This window comes from Micromonospora sp. WMMD1274 (assembly GCF_049179035.1).
In the GTDB taxonomy this organism is placed as follows: Bacteria; Actinomycetota; Actinomycetes; order Mycobacteriales; family Micromonosporaceae; genus Micromonospora; species Micromonospora tulbaghiae.
This window is the reverse complement of record NZ_JBMHMG010000001.1, coordinates 6,224,138-6,241,725: the sequence shown is the minus strand read 5'-3', so window position 1 is coordinate 6,241,725 and position 17,588 is coordinate 6,224,138. Positions and strand designations below refer to the sequence as shown.

Below are 17,588 nucleotides of genomic sequence, written 5' to 3'. Positions count from 1 at the left end.
CCATACGAGCATCGGCCGACGAACTAGCATTGCCCGGTCCGCAGACGGCGACGGAAGCGAGGCGCGATGGGTTGGCTCCAGCGGTTGCTCGGTGGCGGACGGGTCGAACTGGACCCCACACGTCAGCAGGAGCTGCTGCGGGACGTCCGGCAGTCCTACGGGGCGCACGCCCGCCTCCGGTTCCCGGAGCAGGCCGACGCGATCACCCGGCTGCTGTCCGATGACGACGGTCTCGTGGTGGCCGCCGGGATCGTCTGCGAGGCCGCCGACCAGGCGCACGCCGACCTGCTCGCCCAGGCGCAGGAGGTGTTCCGGCGCACCGGGCGGCGGCTGCTGGTGCACCGCCGCAACTACCGGCCCCTGTGGAAGGAGGCCGGGCCGGCGCTACGCTGGCCGCTCGGTGCGCTGCCCAGCGGGCTGCATCCGTACGCGCAGGTCAGCGCCGCCGTGGCGGTCGTCGGCGGGCGGGCCGACCGGCTGGACCGGGTGACCGACCCGCAGCCGTTCGTGACGCGCCTGTTCGAGGTGCTCGACCTGACCACCGCCGGCTGGGAGTTCGGCCGGGTGCGTGTGGACACCGACAGCGCGACGCTGGTGGAACGGCTGATGGGCACCGGCGCGCGGGTGCTCGCGACGATGGACGACCCGCCCCGGCTGCCGCCGGCGGTACGGGAGATGATGCGCCGCAACCACCGCATCGCCGTGTACGACCCGGCCGGTCCCCGCGTGGTCGGCGAGCTGAACCTGGGCGCGCGGCTGCGCGAGACGCTGCTGGCCTGACCGGCGGTGCGCCCGCCCCGGCCGGGTGGCCGCGGCGGGGCGCGTCGCGCGGGTCAGGTGGTCGTACAGGTGATGTTCGCCGGTGGGTTGTTGGTGCCGCCGGCCGTGCCGATGAAGCCGAACGTGGTGGAGCCGCCGGCCGGCAGTGAGCCGTTGTAGTCGACGTTGCGCACCGTCACGTTCGCGCCGTTCTGGGTGTGCGTGCCGCTCCAGATCTGGTTGATCACCTGGCCGTTCGGGAACGTCCAGGAGACCGTCCAGCCGCGGATCGCGGTGGCGCCGGCGGTCACCGTGACCTCGGCCTGGAAGCCGCCCGACCAGGAGCCGGTGATCGCGTACGTGGCACGCGCGCCGGACGGCGCCGGGGAGCTGGTGGTCGGGGTCGGCGTCGGGGTCGGAGTGGGTGACGGCGTGGACGTCGGTGTGGACGTCGGCGACGGCGTCACGCCGGGCCGCGCCGCCCGGTAGGTGTGCCCGGCGCGGACGGTGAGCGCGACGACGTCGGACTCCGGGCGGGTGGTGGCGGGTGTGCTGCCGTCGGTGACGTCGGCGACGGTGAAGGTGCCGGTGAACAGCCGGGACCGCAGGCGCAGCGTGCCGTCGCGGTCGGCGCGGACGGTGATCTCGTCGGCCTGGCCGCTGCTCCAGGTCAGCCCCACCGTGTAGCCACCTCGGCCGCGCAGGCCCGCGACCCGCCCGGCGGGCCAGGCGGTCGGCAGCGCGGGCAGCAGGTGCAGCTCGCCGGTGTGGCTGTGCAGCAGCATCTCGGCGATGCCCGAGGTGGCCCCGAAGTTGCCGTCGATCTGGAACGGCGGGTGCAGGTCGAACATGTTCGGCGCGAGCCGGTCGGTGCGCACCAGGTCGCGCAGGAGCTTGTGGGCGCGGGCGCCGTCCTCCAGGCGGGCCCAGAAATTGATCTTCCAGGCCAGGGACCAGCCGGTCCCGTCGTCGCCGCGCAGTTCCAGCGTCCTGCGGGCGGCCTCGTACAGCGACGGGGTGCCCCGCCTGGTGATCTGGTTGCCGGGGTGCAGCCCGTACAGGTGGGAGACGTGCCGGTGGGTGCGCTCGGTCTCGACCCAGTCGGCCAGCCACTCCTGCACGTTGCCGCGGGAGCCGACGCGGCTCGGCGGCAGCCGGTCCTTGGCGGTGCGTACCTGGGACCGGAAGGTGGTGTCGACGCCCAGCACCTCGCTCGCCCGGGCCGCCGCGTCGAACAGGTCGCGCAGGATCTGGTTGTCCATCGTCGGGCCGGCGCAGACGCTGGCGTCGGCGTGGTGCGCCAGCTCCGGCGAGTTCGACGGGTTCGTCACCAGGTAGCCGAGCGTCGGGTGGGCGACCAGGGTGTCCAGGAAGAACTGGGCGGCGCCCTTGAGCGCCGGGTAGTTGGCCTGGAGGAACCCGAGGTCGCCGGTGAACAGGTAGTGGTCCCAGATGAGCGTGCTCAGCCAGGCGCCGCCGGTCTGCCACATGCCCCAGAACGCGCCGTCCACGACCGACGCGCCCCGCCATGCGTCGGTGTTGTGGTGGGTGACCCAGCCGCCGGCGCCGTACTGCGCCTGGGCGACCCGCGCGCCGGTCACCGCGAGGTCCTTGATCATGTCGAAGACCGGCAGGAAGCACTCGGACAGGTTCGTGGTGTCGGCCGGCCAGTAGTTCATCGGCAGGTTGGCGTTGACCGTGTACTTCGAGTCCCAGGACGGCGTCAGCGAGTCGTTCCAGATGCCCTGGAGGTTCGCCGGCTGGGTGCCCGGCCGCGACGAGGAGATCAACAGGTACCGCCCGAACTGGAACAGCAGCGCGGCGAACTGCGGATCGTTCGTGCTCGCGTGCTGCGCGATCCGTACGTCGGTGGGCTGGTCGGCGGCGGCGGTGCGGCCCAGGTCGATCGTGACCCGGCCGAACAGTGCCTGGTGGTCGGCGCGGTGGCGGGCACGCAGCTGGTCGACGTCGACGCTCTTGGCGGCGTTGAGCCGGTTGCGCGCGATGCCCTGGTAGTCGCCGTTGACGGTGCGGTAGTTGACGTAGCTGGACCCGATCGAGATCAGGACCGTCACGCTGGTGGCGCCGGACACCCGGAGCGTGCCGCCGGAACTGCTCACAGTGCCACCGGTGACGGCGGCGTGGCCCAGCGCGAGGAACCGCACCGAGCCGTTGACCCCCTCCATCGACCCGGAGATGCCGTCGAGCGCGACTGTCGCGCCGTCCGGGCTGGACACGGTGGTCCGCTGCGGGCTGTCGAAGGTGGCGGAGAACGTGATCGAGTTCGCCCGGTCGGCGGTCAGCCGGAGCACGATCACCTGGTCGGGCGCGCTGGCGAACACCTCCCGCTGGTGCCGTACGCCGTTCAGCACGTACGTGGTGGTGACAGTGGCGGTGGTGAGGTCGAGCGTCCGGTTGTACTGCGTCGCCCCGCTCGCCGAACCGAAGGAGAGCCGGAGGTCCCCGACGGTCTGGTACGCGAGCTGACCACCCGGGCTGCCCATCATGGTCTGGTTGATCAGGTCCTGCGCCGAGGTCCACTGGTCGGCGAAGACACGACGCCGGATCTCGGCCAGGTTGGCCGCGCCCCTGGTGTTCGCCGAGTCGTACGGGCCGCCGGCCCAGACGGTGTCCTCGTTGAGCTGGAGCCGTTCGGTGTCGACGTTGCCGAACACCATCGCGCCGAGCCGCCCGTTGCCGATCGGCAGGGCACGCAGCCATTCGGTGCCGGCCGGTTCGTCGTACCAGAGTGCCAGGTCGTTCGCGGCCAGCACCTGTGGTGGCGCCGCCGAGCCGGCGCGTGCGGCGGCGCTCCAGGCGGCCGGCACCAGCGCGGCACCGGCCCCGGCCGCGCCGGCCTTGAGGATGTTCCTTCGGGTCACGTCGGACATGGTCTTCTCCTCGCAGGCGGGTCGGGTGGTGGTGCGGCCGGTGCGCGGGCGGGTCGGCGTCGGCCCGCCCGCGCACCGGGTGCGGTGGCTACCTCGCGCAGGCGACGCCGTTGAGGGTGAACGCCGCCGGTGCGGCCGTGTTGCCGGTGTGGTTCGCCTGGAAGCCAAGGCTGACCGAGGCGCCGGGCGCGATGGTGGAGTTGTAGGAGACGTTGCGGGCGGTCACCTGACCGGAGCCGGGCGAGTAGGTGGCGTTCCAGCCGGAGGTGATGGTCTGCCCGCCCGGCAGGGTGAAGACCAGCGACCAGCCGTTGATCGCGCTGCCGCCGGTGTTGGTGAGGGTGAGGTCTTCGGTCAGGCCGGTGTTCCAGGCGTTCACCGTCGCGGTGACCTTGCAGGCGACGCCGGACGGCGGCGGGGTGGTCGGGCCGGGGGTGGTCGGCGCGGGTGTGGTGGGCGGCGGCGTCGTGCTCTGGAACTGGGTGAAGAACTGCCACGTCTCCCCCGGCAGCCAGGTACGCGTGCCGCTGTCACCCGGCGCGCCGTCCTGTGGGGCGGCGATGTGTCCCTCGTCGAAGGCCGCCCACACCACCGGGTACCCCGCCCGGCAGCCCGTGTACGTGGTGGTGCGGTGGCTCAGGCTGCCCTGGCCCGGCTCGGGCGGGTTCTGCGTGGCGCAGCCGTTGTTGCGGACGAACCGGTCGCGCATCGTCCGCCCGCCGGCGATGCCGAGGACGCCGTCGCGGATGCCGTGCGCGGCGAAGTACGCGATCGGCTGCGTGCCGCCGCTGCATCCGCTGAGCTGGCCGCCGGCGTAGACGGCCACCGCCCGGAAGACGGTGGGCCGGGCGCAGGCGACCGCGTAGCTCATGGCGCCGCCGTAGCTGAACCCGAGCGCGAAGCGCTGGCTGGTGTCCACACACAGGCCGGCGTCGACACGGCGCAGGATGTCGTCGACGAAGGTGATGTCCTCGCCGCCGGCGTTGGCCCAGCCGTTGTTGAGCCCCTGCGGCGCGACGAAGATGGTGCTGTTGTTCGCCAGCCGCTGCAACCCGTAGTACGACCACACGTCGCGTTGGACGGTCTGGCCGGTGGCGACGTCGGTGGCGGTGCCGCCGCGCCAGTGGAAGCCGACGACCAGCCGGTACTGGCGGTTGACGTCGTAGCCGTCGGGCACCCGCAGGATGAACGTGCGGTTCTTGCCGCTGCTGGTGACGGTGTGCGTCCCGCTGGCCAGCGTCGGGGCCTTCCCGCAGCCGGCCGTCGCGGCCGCCGCGCCGACGTCCGCGGCCCGGGCGCTGCCGCCCAGTGAGCCGCCGACCATGGCGGCGCCCATGCCCAGGGCCAGCAGGATCGCGGCGGTGACCGACCCGGCTCTCGTTCTGCGCTTCGACATCTGAGGTCTCCTCCGGTGATGGTGGGGTGGGCCGGTCTAGCGGAACTGCCACCAGTTGACGTTGAGCAGGTAGCCGCTGCCGCCGGCGAAGCGCAGGAACACGTCCCGGGTGCCGGTGGCGCCACTGACCGGGCAGGTGACCGTGGTCCACGTCTGCCAGCCGCCGGTGCCGCCGACGACGCAGGTGCCGGCCACGGCGCCGGTGGGGCTGCCCAGCCGCACCTCGATCCGGCCGCCGGCCGTCGCCGAGGCCACCCGGGCGGTGAACGAGCCGGCGCCGGCGCCGAACGCGACGCCCTTGACCTTGATGTAGTCGCCGTTCTCGATCCAGCCGACGTTCCTCCCGCCCTCGCTCGACGGTTCCGTCTCGACGCCCGCGGACCAGGCGATCGTCTCCGCCTCCTGGCGCACGTACGGGTTGAGCGTGCCGACCTGCGGTGCGCCGGCGCTGGTCATGTTGATCGTCGGGATGGTGCCGTCGGAGCGGTAGCTGAACTTCTCCACCGCCACGGACCGGGTGAAGCCGCCACCGCCCGGCAGCGCGCCGTTGTGGTAGAAGAAGTAGGAGCCGCCGTTGAAGTCGATGATCGAGGCGTGGTTGGTGAAGCTGCCGCCCTGGCGGGGCATGATCGTGCCGCGGTAGGTCCACGGACCGGTCGGGCCGAGTGCGGTGGAGTAGCCGATGAACTCCGAGCAGCACTCGGCCGCGAAGACGTTGTAGTAGGTCCCGTTGCGCTTGTAGACCCAGGGCCCTTCCTCGTACAGCGTGGGACGGCTGGTGTTCCCGCTGCGGGCGCCGAAGCCCGCTGTGGTCAGCGGGATCTGGGTCGGGCCGCCGGAGAACGACACCATGTCGGCGTTCAGCCGCACGTACCAGAGGTTCGGGTTGCCCCAGTACAGGTACGCCTGCCCGGTGTCGTCGACGAAGGCGTGCGGGTCGATCTCACCGTTCTCCACCAGCGGACGGCCGATGGCGTCCCGGAACGGGCCGGTCGGGCTGTCGGAGACACCGACGCCGATCGCCATCCGGCCGGTGGCCCGGTTCTTGACCGGGACGTACCAGTAGAAGCGGCCGTTGCGGTAGACGGTCTGGCCGGCCCACGCGTCGGCGCTGGCCCAGCTGAAGGTGGCCAGGTTCATCGGCGAGCCGTGGTCGGTCCAGTTGACCATGTCGGCCGACGAGTAGACCCGCCACTCCTTCATGGTGAAGTAGGTCGAGCCGTCCTCGTCGTGGCCGGTGTAGAGGTAGACCCGGCCGTTGTGCACCAGCGCCGCCGGGTCGGCCGTGTAGATGGTCTGGACGACGGGGTTGTCCGCGTGGGCGACAGCAGGCGTCAGCGCGACCGCGCAGAGCATGCTCGCGAACAGCGCGACGCCGCGTCGCAGGAGTCTTCTGGTCATGACGGCCTCCTCGGTCAGGGCGTGATGCGGAAGGTGGCGTCCTGGCGGTCGCTCGCGCTCGACGCCGAGCCGAGTGGGTCGATCCGCAGCAGGTAGTTGGCGTGCCGCAGGTAGCGGTCCGGGAAGTTGTGCGACCGGAACGACGTCCACGAGGCGTCGGCGAGTCCCGCGGTGCGGTGGAAGGTGGCGTCCGCCCGGAACGTGGCCGACCCGTCGTTCGGGTCGAGGCGGATGGCGTAGTTGCTGTGCCGCAGGAAGCTGCCCGGCCGGTTCACCGACTCGAACGACACGGCGGCGGGGTCGGCCAGGCCGGCCACCATCCGCCACATCTGGTCCTGGTAGGGATCGAACGGGTACGCGTCGACGCGGCCGACCCCGTTGCTGTGCCGTACCACGTGGTCGGGCAGGTTCGACGACTTGAGCCGGACCCAGTTCGGGGTGCCCCACCGGGAGATCATCGCGTTGTACTCGGCGTCGCTGATCCCGACGATCGAGCCGTGCTTGGCGTTCAGCGGCGGCGTGTAGTCGCGCTGGTTGAGCGCGGTCCACGAGTTGCCGCCGATGTTCGAGGTGGACCAGATGTAGTAGTCGGCGTTGACCGGGCTGAACGAGTCGCCCCAGAGCCGCCAGCCGCTGCCGTCGTTGTTCTTGACCAGCAGTGGCGCCTCGATCGCGTTGCCCTGCCGCAGTCCACTGGTGTACGTGGTGAAGCTGTTCGGCGCGCCGGTCGAGGAGCGGGCGCCGTGCAGCAGGCCGGTGGACAGGTTCTTGTAGTAGAGGTACGTGGTGCCACCGTCGACGACGACGTCACCGTCGAGCACCCCGAAGCCGGGGCTGAAGAACACCTGCTGCGGGCCGACTGTGACGAAATCGCTTGTGTAGTTGACCATCAGCACGTCGCCGCCGCTGTTGCAGGAGTAGACGATGCCGTACTGGCCGCGGCCGGCGTCCCAGAACGCCGTGGGCGCCCAGGTGTGCGAGTTGGGCAGCGTGTGCATCCGGATCCGGCGGTAGCCGGTGAGAGCGGTGAGGTCGGTCGAGTCCCACACGTGCAGGTACTGGCTGTTCAGGCCGAAGTTGGTGCCCTTGAGATCGGTGGCCAGGATGACGAACCTGCCGTCCCGCTTGCGGAACACGAACGGATCCCGCAGGCCCATCTGCCCCTGCGTCGGGGTGACCACCGGGTTGTTCTGGTTCAGCGGCGTCCAGTTCAGACCGTCCCGGCTCACCGCCAGGTGCAGCCCGTAGTCCGCGCCCTGGAAGTTCGGCGTCTCGGTGAAGTAGGCCATCGCGTACGCGGTGTTCGCCGCCCACGCCACGCTGGGAAGGCCGGTGACCGACGCCGCGGTGAGTGCGCCGGATGCGGCCACGGCCTTGATGAGTGCTCGTCGACTGATCGCCACGGATCGGAACCCCTCTGCCGCCACGCTCGTGCGCGTGGATGGGTGGGACGTGATGACGCGGGCCGGACCGGCGTCTGATGTCGGCAGGAAGGGCTGGTGTTAGCGCTAACAGGATGCTGCCCAGGCATCCTTGCCGTACGCGCTCCGCCACCCCACCGGCGCCGGGCTCCCGTCCGTGCGCCGCATCTGCCTATATGGACTCTCATGGATGGAGGCGTCGGCCGTCAAGATGTGACGAACAGGTTTCGCGAAAGTTCCCGCGGAAAGCCGGAGATCCACGACCCGACCCGGCGAAGTCCTCCGGGGCGCGAAATGTTATCGATAACCTTTCGCGGGCGGTCTGAGCGGCCCGTACTCGCCCTCGCGCCGCAGCCATAGACTTCCCTCGTGATCGAAGAAGGACCGCGGCCGCACCTGCGCAAGCCCCGGCGCGGTGACCTGCCCCTCGCGACGATCGCCGAACTCGCCGGAGTGTCCCCACCCACCGTCTCCAAGGTCCTCAACGGCCGGCGCGGGGTGGGCGAGCAGACCCGTCAGCGGGTGGAAGCCCTGCTCCGCGACCACGGCTACCGGCGACGGCAGACCACCGGCGCGGCCCTCTGCGTCGAGGTGGTCTTCCACCGGATGCTGTCCTCGATCGCCATGCAGATCCTGCGCGGCGTCCAGGAGGTCGCCGCCGCCCACGACCACACCGTCGGCTTCACCGACGTGCACCGGCTCGTGTCGGCCGGGCTGCCCTGGGCGGAGCAACTGCTGGTGCGGCAGCCGACCGCCGTCATCACGGCGTTCGCCCTGGTCACCGCCGAGGACGGCGAACGGTTCGAGGCCGACGGGATACCGCTGGTCGCCATCGACCCGACCGGCGACCTGTTCCCCACCCCCGCCGTCGGGTCCAACAACTGGAGCGGCGCGCTCGCCGCCACCCGGCACCTGCTCGAACTCGGCCATCGCCGGATCGGCGTGATCACCGGACCGGTCCGGGACCTGTCCGCGCGCGCCCGGCTGGACGGGTTCCACGCCGCGCTGGACTACGCCGGTGTCCCGTTCGACCAGAGCCTCGAACAGCGGGGCGTGTTCACCTTCGAGGACGGCCGCGACCTCGGCGCTCAGCTGCTCGCCCGGCCCGACCCGCCGACCGCTGTCGTCTGCGGCGACGACCTGCAGGCGATGGGCGTCTACGCGGCGGCCCGGGACGCCGGTCTGCGGATACCGGAGGATCTCAGCGTGGTGGGATTCGACGACGTCGAGCAGGCGGCCTGGCTCGCGCCACCGCTGACCACGGTGCGGCAGCCGTTCGCCGAGATCGGCGCCACGGCCGCCCGGCTCGCCCTGACCCTGGCCGACGGCCGCGCCCCGGCCCAGGAGCGGTACGAACTCGGCACCACTCTCGTGGTACGGGCCAGCACCGCGCCGCCGTCGCGATGACCCCCGGCGGTCCTACCCCACCCGGACCGCGGCGTCCCGCATCAGCACTCCCCCACCCGTGCGCTCGACCCGGCGCGCCGAGTGGGGCGCCGGCGCGACCGGCCGGCCCACCCGGGCCACGTGCACGATCCGCTCCGGCGCCACGTCCAGCAGCGTGCCGAGCGCGTCCCGGGTGGCGGCCACGTCGACGAGCTGACTGAGCGGATGCGCGGCCAGCCCGGCCGTGTGCAGCGTCAGCCACATCCGCATGAGCACGCGTCCGAACTCGACCTGCCCGGCCGCGTCCAGACCGGGCGGCGCGACGAGCGCCAGCACCGCGCCGCCCTGCGCCAGCGGATCACCACTCGCGGCGGCGAGCAGCCGGGGCAGCCCCAGCGGGCGCAACGCCGGGTACGCCGCGAGCGCCGCCCGCAGCCCGGTGGCCGCCGCCCGGCCCAGCCCGAGGCAGCGGTCACTGAGCCCGTCGGTCCGGTAGCGCGGGCCCGACCGGTCCAGGCGCAGCCAGCGGCGCAGCTCCGCGACCACCGCCGGGTCGGCGTACACCTGCCGGTCGGCCGTGCGCAGCAGCGCGCGCAGCCGCCCGGCCGCCGGCACGACGCGGACCGCGCCACCGGCCCGCCGGGCGACCGCGTCCACGGCCGCGACCACGTCGGCGTCCGGGCCGCCGGTGAACCGGCCCCGGTGGGTACGCCGGTCCCACACGTCGGCGGTGCGGAACGGCGTCCGGTACGGCTGCCGTCCCGGCCGCAGTCGTCCCACCCGCCGGTCGGACTCGTCGTGGTCGGCGGCCCAGTCCAGCCGCAGCCTCGCGTCGGCGGCGACGATGAGGCAGGTCTCCACGAACGCGCCCAGCGACAGCCGCAGGTCCCGCCCGGTCGGGTCGCCCGCGGGCAGCGCGTCGGCCGGATCCCAGCCGACGGTGATCGCCCAGCGCTCGTAGCGCAGCCGCCACGGCTGGGTGTTGTGTGCGCTCGGCGCCCGCCAGCACAGCGGCTCCAGCGCGTGGAACGCGGCGAGGTCCATGCTCACCGCTCCCTGGCGTAGAACGTGTAGCCGTGCAGCGGGCGCCCGCCGAGGCGCCGGTACTGGGCCGCCGACGCCGGGTTGTCCCGACCGACGTACGTGCTGCGCAGCGCCGTGTAGCCGCCGTCGTGCAGGTTGTGGTGCAGGTGCGCGGAGAGCAGCCGCTGGTAGCCGCGCCCCTGGAACTCCGGCACCACGCCCTTGACGATCAGCACCGCCTCCCGCCGGTACCGGCGGCGGGTGGCCAGCAGCCGAAGCTGGTTGACCGGGTTCAGGTCGCCGCGGAGCGCGACCAGGAAGTCGCTGATGTCCGGCACGCAGAGCACGAACGCCACCGGCCGCCCGTCGCGGGTCAGGTAGAGCAGGAGCGACTCGTCCAGCAGGTACGCCAGGCCGTCGGTCTGCCGCCGCAGTTGCGCCGCGGAGATCGGCGTGTAGTAGCCGAGCTGGGCGAAGGAGTCGTTGAGCATCCCGCGCAGCAGGGCGAGCTGCTCGTCGAGCCGCCGCGTGTTCCCCCGGTGCAGTTCCAGCCGGGCGCCGTCGGGCTCGACACCCGGGCCGGGGGCCGGTCCGGCCGGCCGCGGGACCGGGCAGATCCAGGTGTCGGAGACGAACCGCCCGGTGAACCCGTACGCCTCGTACGCGTCCGGGTAGTGCGGCGGGTTCCACGCGCTGTCCACGAACCCCCGGTCGGCGTACCCGGAGGTGATCACGCCGCCCGCCTGGTTGGGCAGCAGCGCCACCGGCCCGAACAGCAGATCCCGTCCGGGCGTGGCGTGCGTGGTGATCGCGTCGAACAGCGGCCCGGCGGCGGACGCGGTGAACTCGGTGAGCCCGAACAGCTGGCACCGGCGGCCCAGCTTGGCGTCGAGGTCCGCGTCGGTGTGCAGCGTGGTCCGCCCGACCACCGCACCGGTGGCGTCGCGCAGCACGTACATCGGCACGCCGTCGCGCCACCAACGGCGGATCTGCTGCCGGGGCGTCGGCACGTACCGGGGCTCGTCCGCGTACAGCCGGTCGGTGAGCGTGAGGAAGTCGCGCAGGCCGCGCCGGCCGGTGACGCGCTCGAAGCGGTGGCCGGTCACCGGCGCACCGCCGGTCCGGCCGTCTCCGCGCCCAGCGGCGTGAACTGCTCGATGTGGCCCATCGCGCCGTCCTCGGCCCGCCACGCGCCGTTGGAGTAGCCGTCCGGGGAGGCGGTGTAGAGCCGGATGAACCCGGCGGTGGCGTTACGGGTGCCGTCGGTCAGCCACATCATCAGCTTGCGGTGGTGCCGGGTCCGGGCGAAGCGCAGCAGCGCGTCCCGGTCGGTGAAGAACGCGATCGTGCCGAGCGTCAGCGGGAACTGCCAGTAGACGGTGTGCCAGCAGTAGCCGGACATCCGGCGCATGTCGCGCACCATCCGGATCCAGTCGGGGGCCAGGCGCAGCAGCACCAGCGGGTTCGCGTACCGGGTGCCGCCGATGAACATGGCGCCGGCGCGGGCCTGGGCCGGGGCGCGGGAGAAGTCACGGGTACGCATCACTCACCTCACCAGGTAGACGTTCTTGATCTTCTGCATGGCGGCGAACGGGCCGCCGTCCGGTTCGTGCAGCTCCACCCGCAGGTCACCCGCGGTCGGGTCCTCCACCAGGGACTGCGCGAAGTCCCGCGACACCGAGGTCAGGTGCGCGCGTACCCCGTCGCGGCAGGCGTCGGCGAGCGCCGCGCGTACCGCGGTGTCCAGCGGGCGGCGCAGCTCGACGTGGATCACCGGCCGGGTCTCCAGCGCCGCATCCTCGTGCAGCGTCAGGCAGAACCGGCTGATCTCGGCGGCGTACGGGTTGCCGGTGTAGAGGCCGTACTCGACGTCCTGCGGGTAGAGGTTCGCGCCCAGGTAGGACACGGTGGAGTCGCTGCGGCCGAACAACAGCAGCAGCGGCAGCGTCATCCGCTCCTCGGCCACCGCGGTACGGAACTCGGCGCGGCGTACCGGGTCGGCGTGGGCCAGCTCGACGATCCGCCGGTACGGCACCAGCAGCGCCTCGTCGCCCACGTTGTAGCGCAGCCGCGGCTGGAGCACGTGCGGGCTCGTGACGGTGCAGAGCAGTTCCCGCCGCTCGTTGGTCTCCAGGTAGGTGGCGAACGGGTTGTACTGGAACACCATCGGCAGCCGCTGCTCGCCGCGGCCGAGCAGTTCCGCGCGCAGCCCCGCGTCGGTGCGCAGCCGCCGCCGCAGCCACACCGTGAACCGGGTCTCCGCGCCGATACCGATGGTCAGGTCCGACGCGCCGTACGCCGACCGCACCCGCACGAACCGCTGCTCCAGGTAGTCGCGCAGCGCCTCGGTCATGCCCTCGCCGCCGCAGCTGGCGAAGATCCGGTACCTCGACCACTGGAAGTCCTCGGCGTCGAGCCGGTCCCGCAGGTGCTTGAGGAACGGCGGATAGGCGGTCACCAGGTAGTCGTGGCCGGGACCGAACTCGCGCAGCGTGTCGACGATCTTCCCGAGGTCGGGTCCGGTGTTCTTCACGCTGGCGATCCGGGCCATCGCCGCGCCGGTGGTGGTGCCGGTCGCCCAGGCGCCCATCGAGTACGCGTTGATCACGAACGGCCGGCGCATCGGAAACGCCAGTCCGGTGTAGCCGGCGATGTCCCGGTGCACCGCCCGCAGTTCCCGCTCGCCGCGCGGCCAGTTGAACGGCCGCCCGGACGAGCCGGCCGACTCGTCAACCACCACGCCGCGCTCCGGCAGCCGCCCGTCCCGGCACCGGGCGGAGGTGTCGTACGCCATGACGTACCCACGCTTGTCGGTCTCCGGGAAGTCCCGCAGCCGGCGGCGCAGGCCGCCCGGGCGGGCCCGCAGGAACGCCTGGTAGGCGGGCACCCGCCGGGCGGCCCGCACGCAGGTCGACCGCGCATTCGCGGCGGCGAGCCGGTCGAGGACCGGGTGGTGGCGCCGGGCCAGCCACCGCCAGCCGGCCGGGTGGTGGGCGACGAGCCGGGCCAGCGCGGCGACCGCGCGGCCGGCGGGCGCCAGCGCGGCCTCGGCGGGCAGGGGCGTGTCGACGGTACGTGCAGCGGCGTGTCGGTGCAGCGTCTCGGCCATGACAAGCATCCTGTCGACGCCGCGACGCGCGCACATGAGCGGCGGGACGGTACTGCGCTGAGTACGCGTACCCAGTGGCGACGCCATCCGGCTGGACACGCTCAGTCACCATGGCGACACTCGTATGGTGTGTCGTCGCTGGTCCGGTGACACTTCGCCCATGACAGACGGCAAGCGTGAGCGCGTGAACGAGCGCTTCGAGAAGGTGGCCGAGGAGACCTCGGAGACCGTGACCCACGCGGCCACGGTGCTGGAGGAGGAACTCGCGGCGGGGCTGGCCGGCGCACGGCGGCTCGAGGAGAAGCTGACCGAGAGCCGCCGGGTCGACCCGGAGGCGTTCGACGAACTGGTCGCGCGGGTCCGCACCGACGGGCACGCCCTCATCGACACCGTGGTCGGGCAGTTGAAGATGGCCGACGACCAGCGCGGCGAGGTGATCCGGCGGTACACCTCGGACGCGCACGACGCGCTGGACACCGTACTCAATCTGGCGCGGCTGGCCCCCGAGGTGGCCAACGGGCTCGCGGACCGGCTGGCGTCGCCGGCCCCGAAGCGGCCGACGGACCGGTAGCCGCGCGATGGCGCCGACCGCCGGGGTGGCCGGCGGGCACGTGGAACGGATGCTGGAGCGCTATCGCGGGCTCGCCCTCGGCGCGCTGCTCGACGACGTGCCCGAGGGCGGCCCGCGATACCTCTACGACCTGGTCGCGGAATACCCCCGGCGCTGGGGCAAGGGGCTGCGCGCCGCGCTGTGCCTGGCCACGTGCCGGGCGTTCGGCGGCGGCGACGCGGTGGGCCTCAACGCCGCCGTGACTGTGGAGCTGTTCCACAACGCCTTCCTCATCCACGACGACATCCAGGACGAAAGCGAGCAGCGGCGCGGCGGGCGGACGCTGCACGCCGAGTACGGCGTCGGCGTGGCGCTGAACGTCGGCAACATGACCAACCTGCTGGCGCTGCGGCGGCTCGCCGCGAACCGGGCGGCGCTCGGCTCCGGGATCGCGTGGCGGCTGTTCACCGAGACCGAGCTGATGATGCGCCACTCGCTGGAGGGTCAGGCGATCGAGATCGGCTGGATCCGCGACAACGTGTGCGACCTGGACGCGGACGACTACTACCGGATGTGCCTGAAGAAGACGTCCTGGTACACGTGCATCTACCCGTGCCGCACCGGGATCCTCGCGGCGACCGGCCGGGAGAACGCGGTCGACGTGCTGGACCGGTACGGCTGGTACCTGGGTGCGGCGTTCCAGATCCAGGACGACGCGCTCAACCTGACCGGCGACTACGCCCGGTACGGCAAGGAGATCGCCGGTGACCTGTGGGAGGGCAAGCGCACGCTGATCCTGATCGACTTCATGCGGCGGTGCACGCCGGAGGAACGCGAACGGCTCGTGCGGTTGCTGAGCCGTACCCGGGCGCAGCGCACCGCCGCCGAGGTGCGCTGGCTGCACGGGCGGCTGCTCGCGTACGACTGCGTGGAGTCGGCGCGGCGCAGCGCCCGGGAACTCGCGCTCGCCGCCCGGCGTGCGGGTGAGCGGGCGCTGGGCGCCGCGGCCGACACCGAGGACGGCCGTTTCCTGCTGGAGCTGACCGACTACGTGGTGGAACGCGCGCGTTAGGCGCCCAGGATGCCGCGCAGCCAGGTGAGCTGTTCGCGCTGGTGTGCCGCCTCGCCGCCCTCGTGGTCGTTGAACTCGTACACCCGCACGTCCTTGTCGCCGCCGTAGCGATGGTAGGCGGCGAAGCAGGTCGACGGCGGGCAGACCTGGTCCCGCAGCGCGATCGAGAACAGTGCGGGCGCGGTGGCGCGCGGCGCGAGCACGGCGGCGTCCAGGTAGGACAGCGTGCGGAACACCCGGTCGGCGCGGTCACGGTGCAGCGCGAGGTATTCGACCACCTCGGCGTACGGGCTGTCCGGCCCGGCGACGCGCACGCCCCGGGGGATGTCGCACAGGAACGGCACGTCGGGCATGACGGCCACGACGTCCGGGCACAGCGCGGCGGCGGCCAGGGCCAGGCCGCCGCCCTGGCTGAAGCCGGTGACCGCCACCCGCGCGGGGTCGACGGCCGGGTGCCGCCGGGCGGCCTCGGCGAAGCGCACCGCGTCGGTGATCAGCCGCCGGTAGTAGTGCTCGGCCGGGTCGTCGACGCCCCGGGTGAGGAAGCCCGGCACGGTGCCGGCCGGGTAGGGGTGCGGGTCGGGCGTGCCGCCGGTGGCGGCGCTCCAGCCCTGGCCCCGGCTGTCCATGATCAGGTGCGCGAAGCCCGCCGCGGCCCAGAACAGCTTCTCGTGCGGCAGGCCGCGGCCCCGGCCGTAGCCGAGGTACTCGACCACGCAGGGCAGCGGCCCGTCGGCCCCGGCCGGCAGGTGCAGCCATCCGCGTACCGGCTCGCCGCCGAAGCCGGGGATCGTGGCGGCGTACGTCCGGATCTGGGTCAGGCCGGTGTCGACCGGTTCGTAGACCGCCGCCTCCGGGTCGCCGCCGTCGAGCGTGCGCGCCCAGAACGCGTCCAGGTCCGCCGGCACGTCCAGCTCCGGCCGGTACGCCAGGCAGCCGGCCAGGTCGAGGTCGGTCAGCGGCACGACGCGGCCTCCCGCACGGCGGAGGCGAACCAGCCGGTGATGGTGCTCGGGTGGGTGATGGCGGTGCCCACCACGACCGTCCACGCGCCCGCCCGCAGCGCCTGCGCGGCCTGCTCCGGGGTGTGGATGCGTCCCTCGGCGACCACCGGGACATCGACCGCGGCGGCGAGCCGGGCGACCAGGTCCAGGTCCGGCCCGTCGCCCTTGGTGGTGTACGCGGTGTACCCGGCGAGCGTGGTGCCGACCAGGTCGGCGCCGGCAGCGGCGGCGGCCACGCCCTCGTCGAAGGTGGAGCAGTCGGCCATCACCAGCGCACCGGTGCGCTCGTGCACGGCGGCGATCGTCTCGGCGAGCGTACGGCCGTCGGGCCGGGGCCGGGACGTGCCGTCGAGCGCGACGACGTGTGCCCCGGCGTCGGCGACGGCGAGCGCGTGCTCCAGCGTCGGGGTGATGAAGACGTCGTCGTCGCCGTCCTTCCAGAGCCCGATCAGCGGCAGGTCCACCGCCGCGCGGATCGCCGCGATGTCCGCCAGCCCCTGCGCGCGGATGCCGGCGGCGCCGCCCCGTGCGGTGGCGAGCGCGACCCGGCGCATCGTGTCCGGGTCGCGCATGGGCTCACCCGGGTACGCCTGACAGGAGACGACCAGGCGGTCACGGAGCTGGTCGACGAGCGCGTTCATGAGACCTTCCAGGCGAGCGAGGCGGCACCGAGCAGCGGCGCGTCGGGGCCGAGGGTGGAGGCGAGGACCGGTACGCCGGCCAGGCCGGGCAGCGTCTCGGCGGGCACCGCGTCGCGCAGCGCCCGCCACCACGGCTCACCGAGGCCGGTGACGCCGCCGCCGACCACCACGGCGGCCGGGTCGAGCACGTTGACCAGGCCGCCGACGGCGGAACCGACGGCCGCGCCGCCCAGCCGGACGACCTCCCGGGCCGTCTCGTCGCCGCCCGCCGCGAGCGCGGCGACGGCCCGCAGGTCGGCCACCGGGCGGCCGGTACGCCGGACGTACTCGGCCGCGAGCGCGGGACCGGCGGCGATCGCCTCCAGGTGCCCGCGCCCGCCGCACGTGCAGGCAAGCGATCCGGCGTACGGGGACGGCTGGTGCCCCGCGTGCCCGGCGGCGCTGTGCGCGCCGGCGAGCACCGCGTCACCGAGGACGAACGACGCGCCGACGCCGGTACCCACGGCGACGTAGAGCACCGTGTCGTAGCCGGCCGCCGCGCCGTGACGCGCCTCGCCCAGCGCGTGGGCGTGCACGTCGTTGATCACGGTGACCGGCACGCCCAGGCGCCGGCGCAGGTCGCCGCGCAGGTCCGTGCCGGTCCACCCGGTCAGCACGTCGGTGGCGGACAGCACCAGGCCGGAGGCGCTGTCGATGACCCCGGCGCTGCCGACGCCGAGCGCCCGTACGGCACCCGGCGCGTCCGCCCGCAGCTTCTCGACCAGGCCGGCGGCGGTGTCGAGCACCGCGGCGGCACCGGAGCGACCAGGCGTCGGCGCGGTGTGCCGGCCGACGACCTCTCCCCCGGCGGTGACCAGGGCGGCGGTGGTCTTGGTGCCGCCGATGTCGAGCGCGGCGACCAGGTCGGCGGCGCCCGTGGTGCTCAGGTCGGGCAT

General features: G+C 73.1%; 15 protein-coding genes. 4 read left to right on the top strand and 11 right to left on the bottom strand.

Annotated elements, in window-relative coordinates; genetic code table 11:
- Positions 1 to 66: 66 nt before the first annotated feature.
- Positions 67 to 780, top strand: a complete 714-nt coding sequence (locus tag ACN27D_RS29405) for a hypothetical protein (RefSeq protein ID WP_047894629.1) — start codon at positions 67 to 69, stop codon at positions 778 to 780.
- Between the two features lie 53 nt (positions 781 to 833).
- On the opposite strand, the gene ACN27D_RS29400 is transcribed toward ACN27D_RS29405, so the two are convergent.
- The 4 genes from ACN27D_RS29400 to ACN27D_RS29385 all read right to left on the bottom strand — a co-directional run bounded on the left by ACN27D_RS29400 (position 834) and on the right by ACN27D_RS29385 (position 7,850).
- Positions 834 to 3,650, bottom strand: a complete 2,817-nt coding sequence (locus tag ACN27D_RS29400) for a glycosyl hydrolase family 95 catalytic domain-containing protein (protein WP_421500550.1) — start codon at positions 3,648 to 3,650, stop codon at positions 834 to 836.
- An 88-nt stretch (positions 3,651 to 3,738) separates the two neighbouring features.
- Positions 3,739 to 5,046: a cellulose binding domain-containing protein gene (locus tag ACN27D_RS29395; RefSeq protein WP_278090627.1), complete on the bottom strand. Its 1,308-nt coding sequence runs from the start codon at positions 5,044 to 5,046 to the stop codon at positions 3,739 to 3,741.
- Positions 5,047 to 5,082: 36 nt separating this feature from the next.
- A complete protein-coding gene (locus tag ACN27D_RS29390) occupies positions 5,083 to 6,447 on the bottom strand; it encodes a glycoside hydrolase family 43 protein (protein ID WP_421500549.1) in 1,365 nt (454 codons plus the stop codon).
- 14 nt (positions 6,448 to 6,461) lie between these two features.
- Positions 6,462 to 7,850, bottom strand: coding sequence for a glycoside hydrolase family 43 protein (locus ACN27D_RS29385; protein ID WP_421500548.1), 1,389 nt, complete (start codon positions 7,848 to 7,850; stop codon positions 6,462 to 6,464).
- Between the two features lie 387 nt (positions 7,851 to 8,237).
- Between ACN27D_RS29385 and ACN27D_RS29380 the strand changes: the two genes are divergently transcribed.
- Complete coding sequence (locus ACN27D_RS29380; protein ID WP_013285849.1) at positions 8,238 to 9,275, top strand: LacI family DNA-binding transcriptional regulator; 1,038 nt, start codon at positions 8,238 to 8,240, stop codon at positions 9,273 to 9,275.
- A 12-nt stretch (positions 9,276 to 9,287) separates the two neighbouring features.
- On the opposite strand, the gene ACN27D_RS29375 is transcribed toward ACN27D_RS29380, so the two are convergent.
- From ACN27D_RS29375 to ACN27D_RS29360, 4 genes are read right to left on the bottom strand one after another with little or no spacing between them, the layout of a single operon-like run.
- Complete coding sequence (locus ACN27D_RS29375) at positions 9,288 to 10,298, bottom strand: nitroreductase (protein ID WP_421500547.1); 1,011 nt, start codon at positions 10,296 to 10,298, stop codon at positions 9,288 to 9,290.
- A 2-nt stretch (positions 10,299 to 10,300) separates the two neighbouring features.
- Positions 10,301 to 11,383: a GNAT family N-acetyltransferase gene (locus ACN27D_RS29370; RefSeq protein WP_421500546.1), complete on the bottom strand. Its 1,083-nt coding sequence runs from the start codon at positions 11,381 to 11,383 to the stop codon at positions 10,301 to 10,303.
- On the bottom strand, positions 11,380 to 11,820 hold the full coding sequence (locus ACN27D_RS29365; RefSeq protein ID WP_120573829.1) for a DUF4188 domain-containing protein: 441 nt from the start codon (positions 11,818 to 11,820) through the stop codon (positions 11,380 to 11,382). The genes ACN27D_RS29370 and ACN27D_RS29365 overlap by 4 nt, the downstream gene beginning before the upstream one ends.
- Before the next feature lie 3 nt (positions 11,821 to 11,823).
- On the bottom strand, positions 11,824 to 13,386 hold the full coding sequence (locus ACN27D_RS29360; protein ID WP_421500545.1) for a phenylacetate--CoA ligase family protein: 1,563 nt from the start codon (positions 13,384 to 13,386) through the stop codon (positions 11,824 to 11,826).
- A 160-nt stretch (positions 13,387 to 13,546) separates the two neighbouring features.
- Here ACN27D_RS29360 and ACN27D_RS29355 point away from each other — a divergent pair, with 160 nt between their 5' ends.
- Both ACN27D_RS29355 and ACN27D_RS29350 read left to right on the top strand, forming a co-directional pair.
- A complete protein-coding gene (locus ACN27D_RS29355) occupies positions 13,547 to 13,957 on the top strand; it encodes a hypothetical protein (RefSeq protein WP_091425196.1) in 411 nt (136 codons plus the stop codon).
- A gap of 7 nt (positions 13,958 to 13,964) precedes the next feature.
- Entirely contained in the window at positions 13,965 to 15,008 is a 1,044-nt protein-coding gene (locus ACN27D_RS29350; protein WP_357794034.1) for a polyprenyl synthetase family protein, read from the top strand.
- Here the strand turns inward: ACN27D_RS29350 and ACN27D_RS29345 are convergent.
- The 3 genes from ACN27D_RS29345 to ACN27D_RS29335 are packed head-to-tail and all read right to left on the bottom strand — an operon-like array spanning position 15,005 to position 17,588.
- Positions 15,005 to 15,973: an acetylxylan esterase gene (locus ACN27D_RS29345; protein ID WP_355115047.1), complete on the bottom strand. Its 969-nt coding sequence runs from the start codon at positions 15,971 to 15,973 to the stop codon at positions 15,005 to 15,007. The genes ACN27D_RS29350 and ACN27D_RS29345 overlap by 4 nt on opposite strands.
- The gene (locus ACN27D_RS29340; RefSeq protein ID WP_421500544.1) at positions 15,964 to 16,653 is read right to left on the bottom strand and encodes an N-acetylmannosamine-6-phosphate 2-epimerase; all 690 of its coding nucleotides are present in this window, start codon (positions 16,651 to 16,653) and stop codon (positions 15,964 to 15,966) included. Before ACN27D_RS29340 ends, ACN27D_RS29345 begins: the two co-directional genes overlap by 10 nt.
- Positions 16,650 to 17,588 carry an ROK family protein gene (locus ACN27D_RS29335; protein ID WP_421500543.1) on the bottom strand — a complete coding sequence of 313 codons (939 nt, stop codon included), beginning with the start codon at positions 17,586 to 17,588 and terminating at the stop codon, positions 16,650 to 16,652. The genes ACN27D_RS29340 and ACN27D_RS29335 overlap by 4 nt, the downstream gene beginning before the upstream one ends.

Excerpts from the sequence above, each read along its gene's own strand:
- ACN27D_RS29405 (WP_047894629.1), top strand. The coding sequence starts at position 67 with ATGGGTTGGCTCCAGCGGTTGCTCGGTGGCGGACGGGTCGAACTGGAC.
- ACN27D_RS29400 (WP_421500550.1), bottom strand. The coding sequence starts at position 3,650 with ATGTCCGACGTGACCCGAAGGAACATCCTCAAGGCCGGCGCGGCCGGG.
- ACN27D_RS29395 (WP_278090627.1), bottom strand. The coding sequence starts at position 5,046 with ATGTCGAAGCGCAGAACGAGAGCCGGGTCGGTCACCGCCGCGATCCTG.
- ACN27D_RS29390 (WP_421500549.1), bottom strand. The coding sequence starts at position 6,447 with ATGACCAGAAGACTCCTGCGACGCGGCGTCGCGCTGTTCGCGAGCATG.
- ACN27D_RS29375 (WP_421500547.1), bottom strand. The coding sequence starts at position 10,298 with ATGGACCTCGCCGCGTTCCACGCGCTGGAGCCGCTGTGCTGGCGGGCG.
- ACN27D_RS29365 (WP_120573829.1), bottom strand. The coding sequence starts at position 11,820 with ATGCGTACCCGTGACTTCTCCCGCGCCCCGGCCCAGGCCCGCGCCGGC.
- ACN27D_RS29360 (WP_421500545.1), bottom strand. The coding sequence starts at position 13,386 with ATGGCCGAGACGCTGCACCGACACGCCGCTGCACGTACCGTCGACACG.
- ACN27D_RS29355 (WP_091425196.1), top strand. The coding sequence starts at position 13,547 with ATGACAGACGGCAAGCGTGAGCGCGTGAACGAGCGCTTCGAGAAGGTG.
- ACN27D_RS29350 (WP_357794034.1), top strand. The coding sequence starts at position 13,965 with ATGGCGCCGACCGCCGGGGTGGCCGGCGGGCACGTGGAACGGATGCTG.
- ACN27D_RS29340 (WP_421500544.1), bottom strand. The coding sequence starts at position 16,653 with ATGAACGCGCTCGTCGACCAGCTCCGTGACCGCCTGGTCGTCTCCTGT.
- ACN27D_RS29335 (WP_421500543.1), bottom strand. The coding sequence starts at position 17,588 with ATGCCCGACCTGAGCACCACGGGCGCCGCCGACCTGGTCGCCGCGCTC.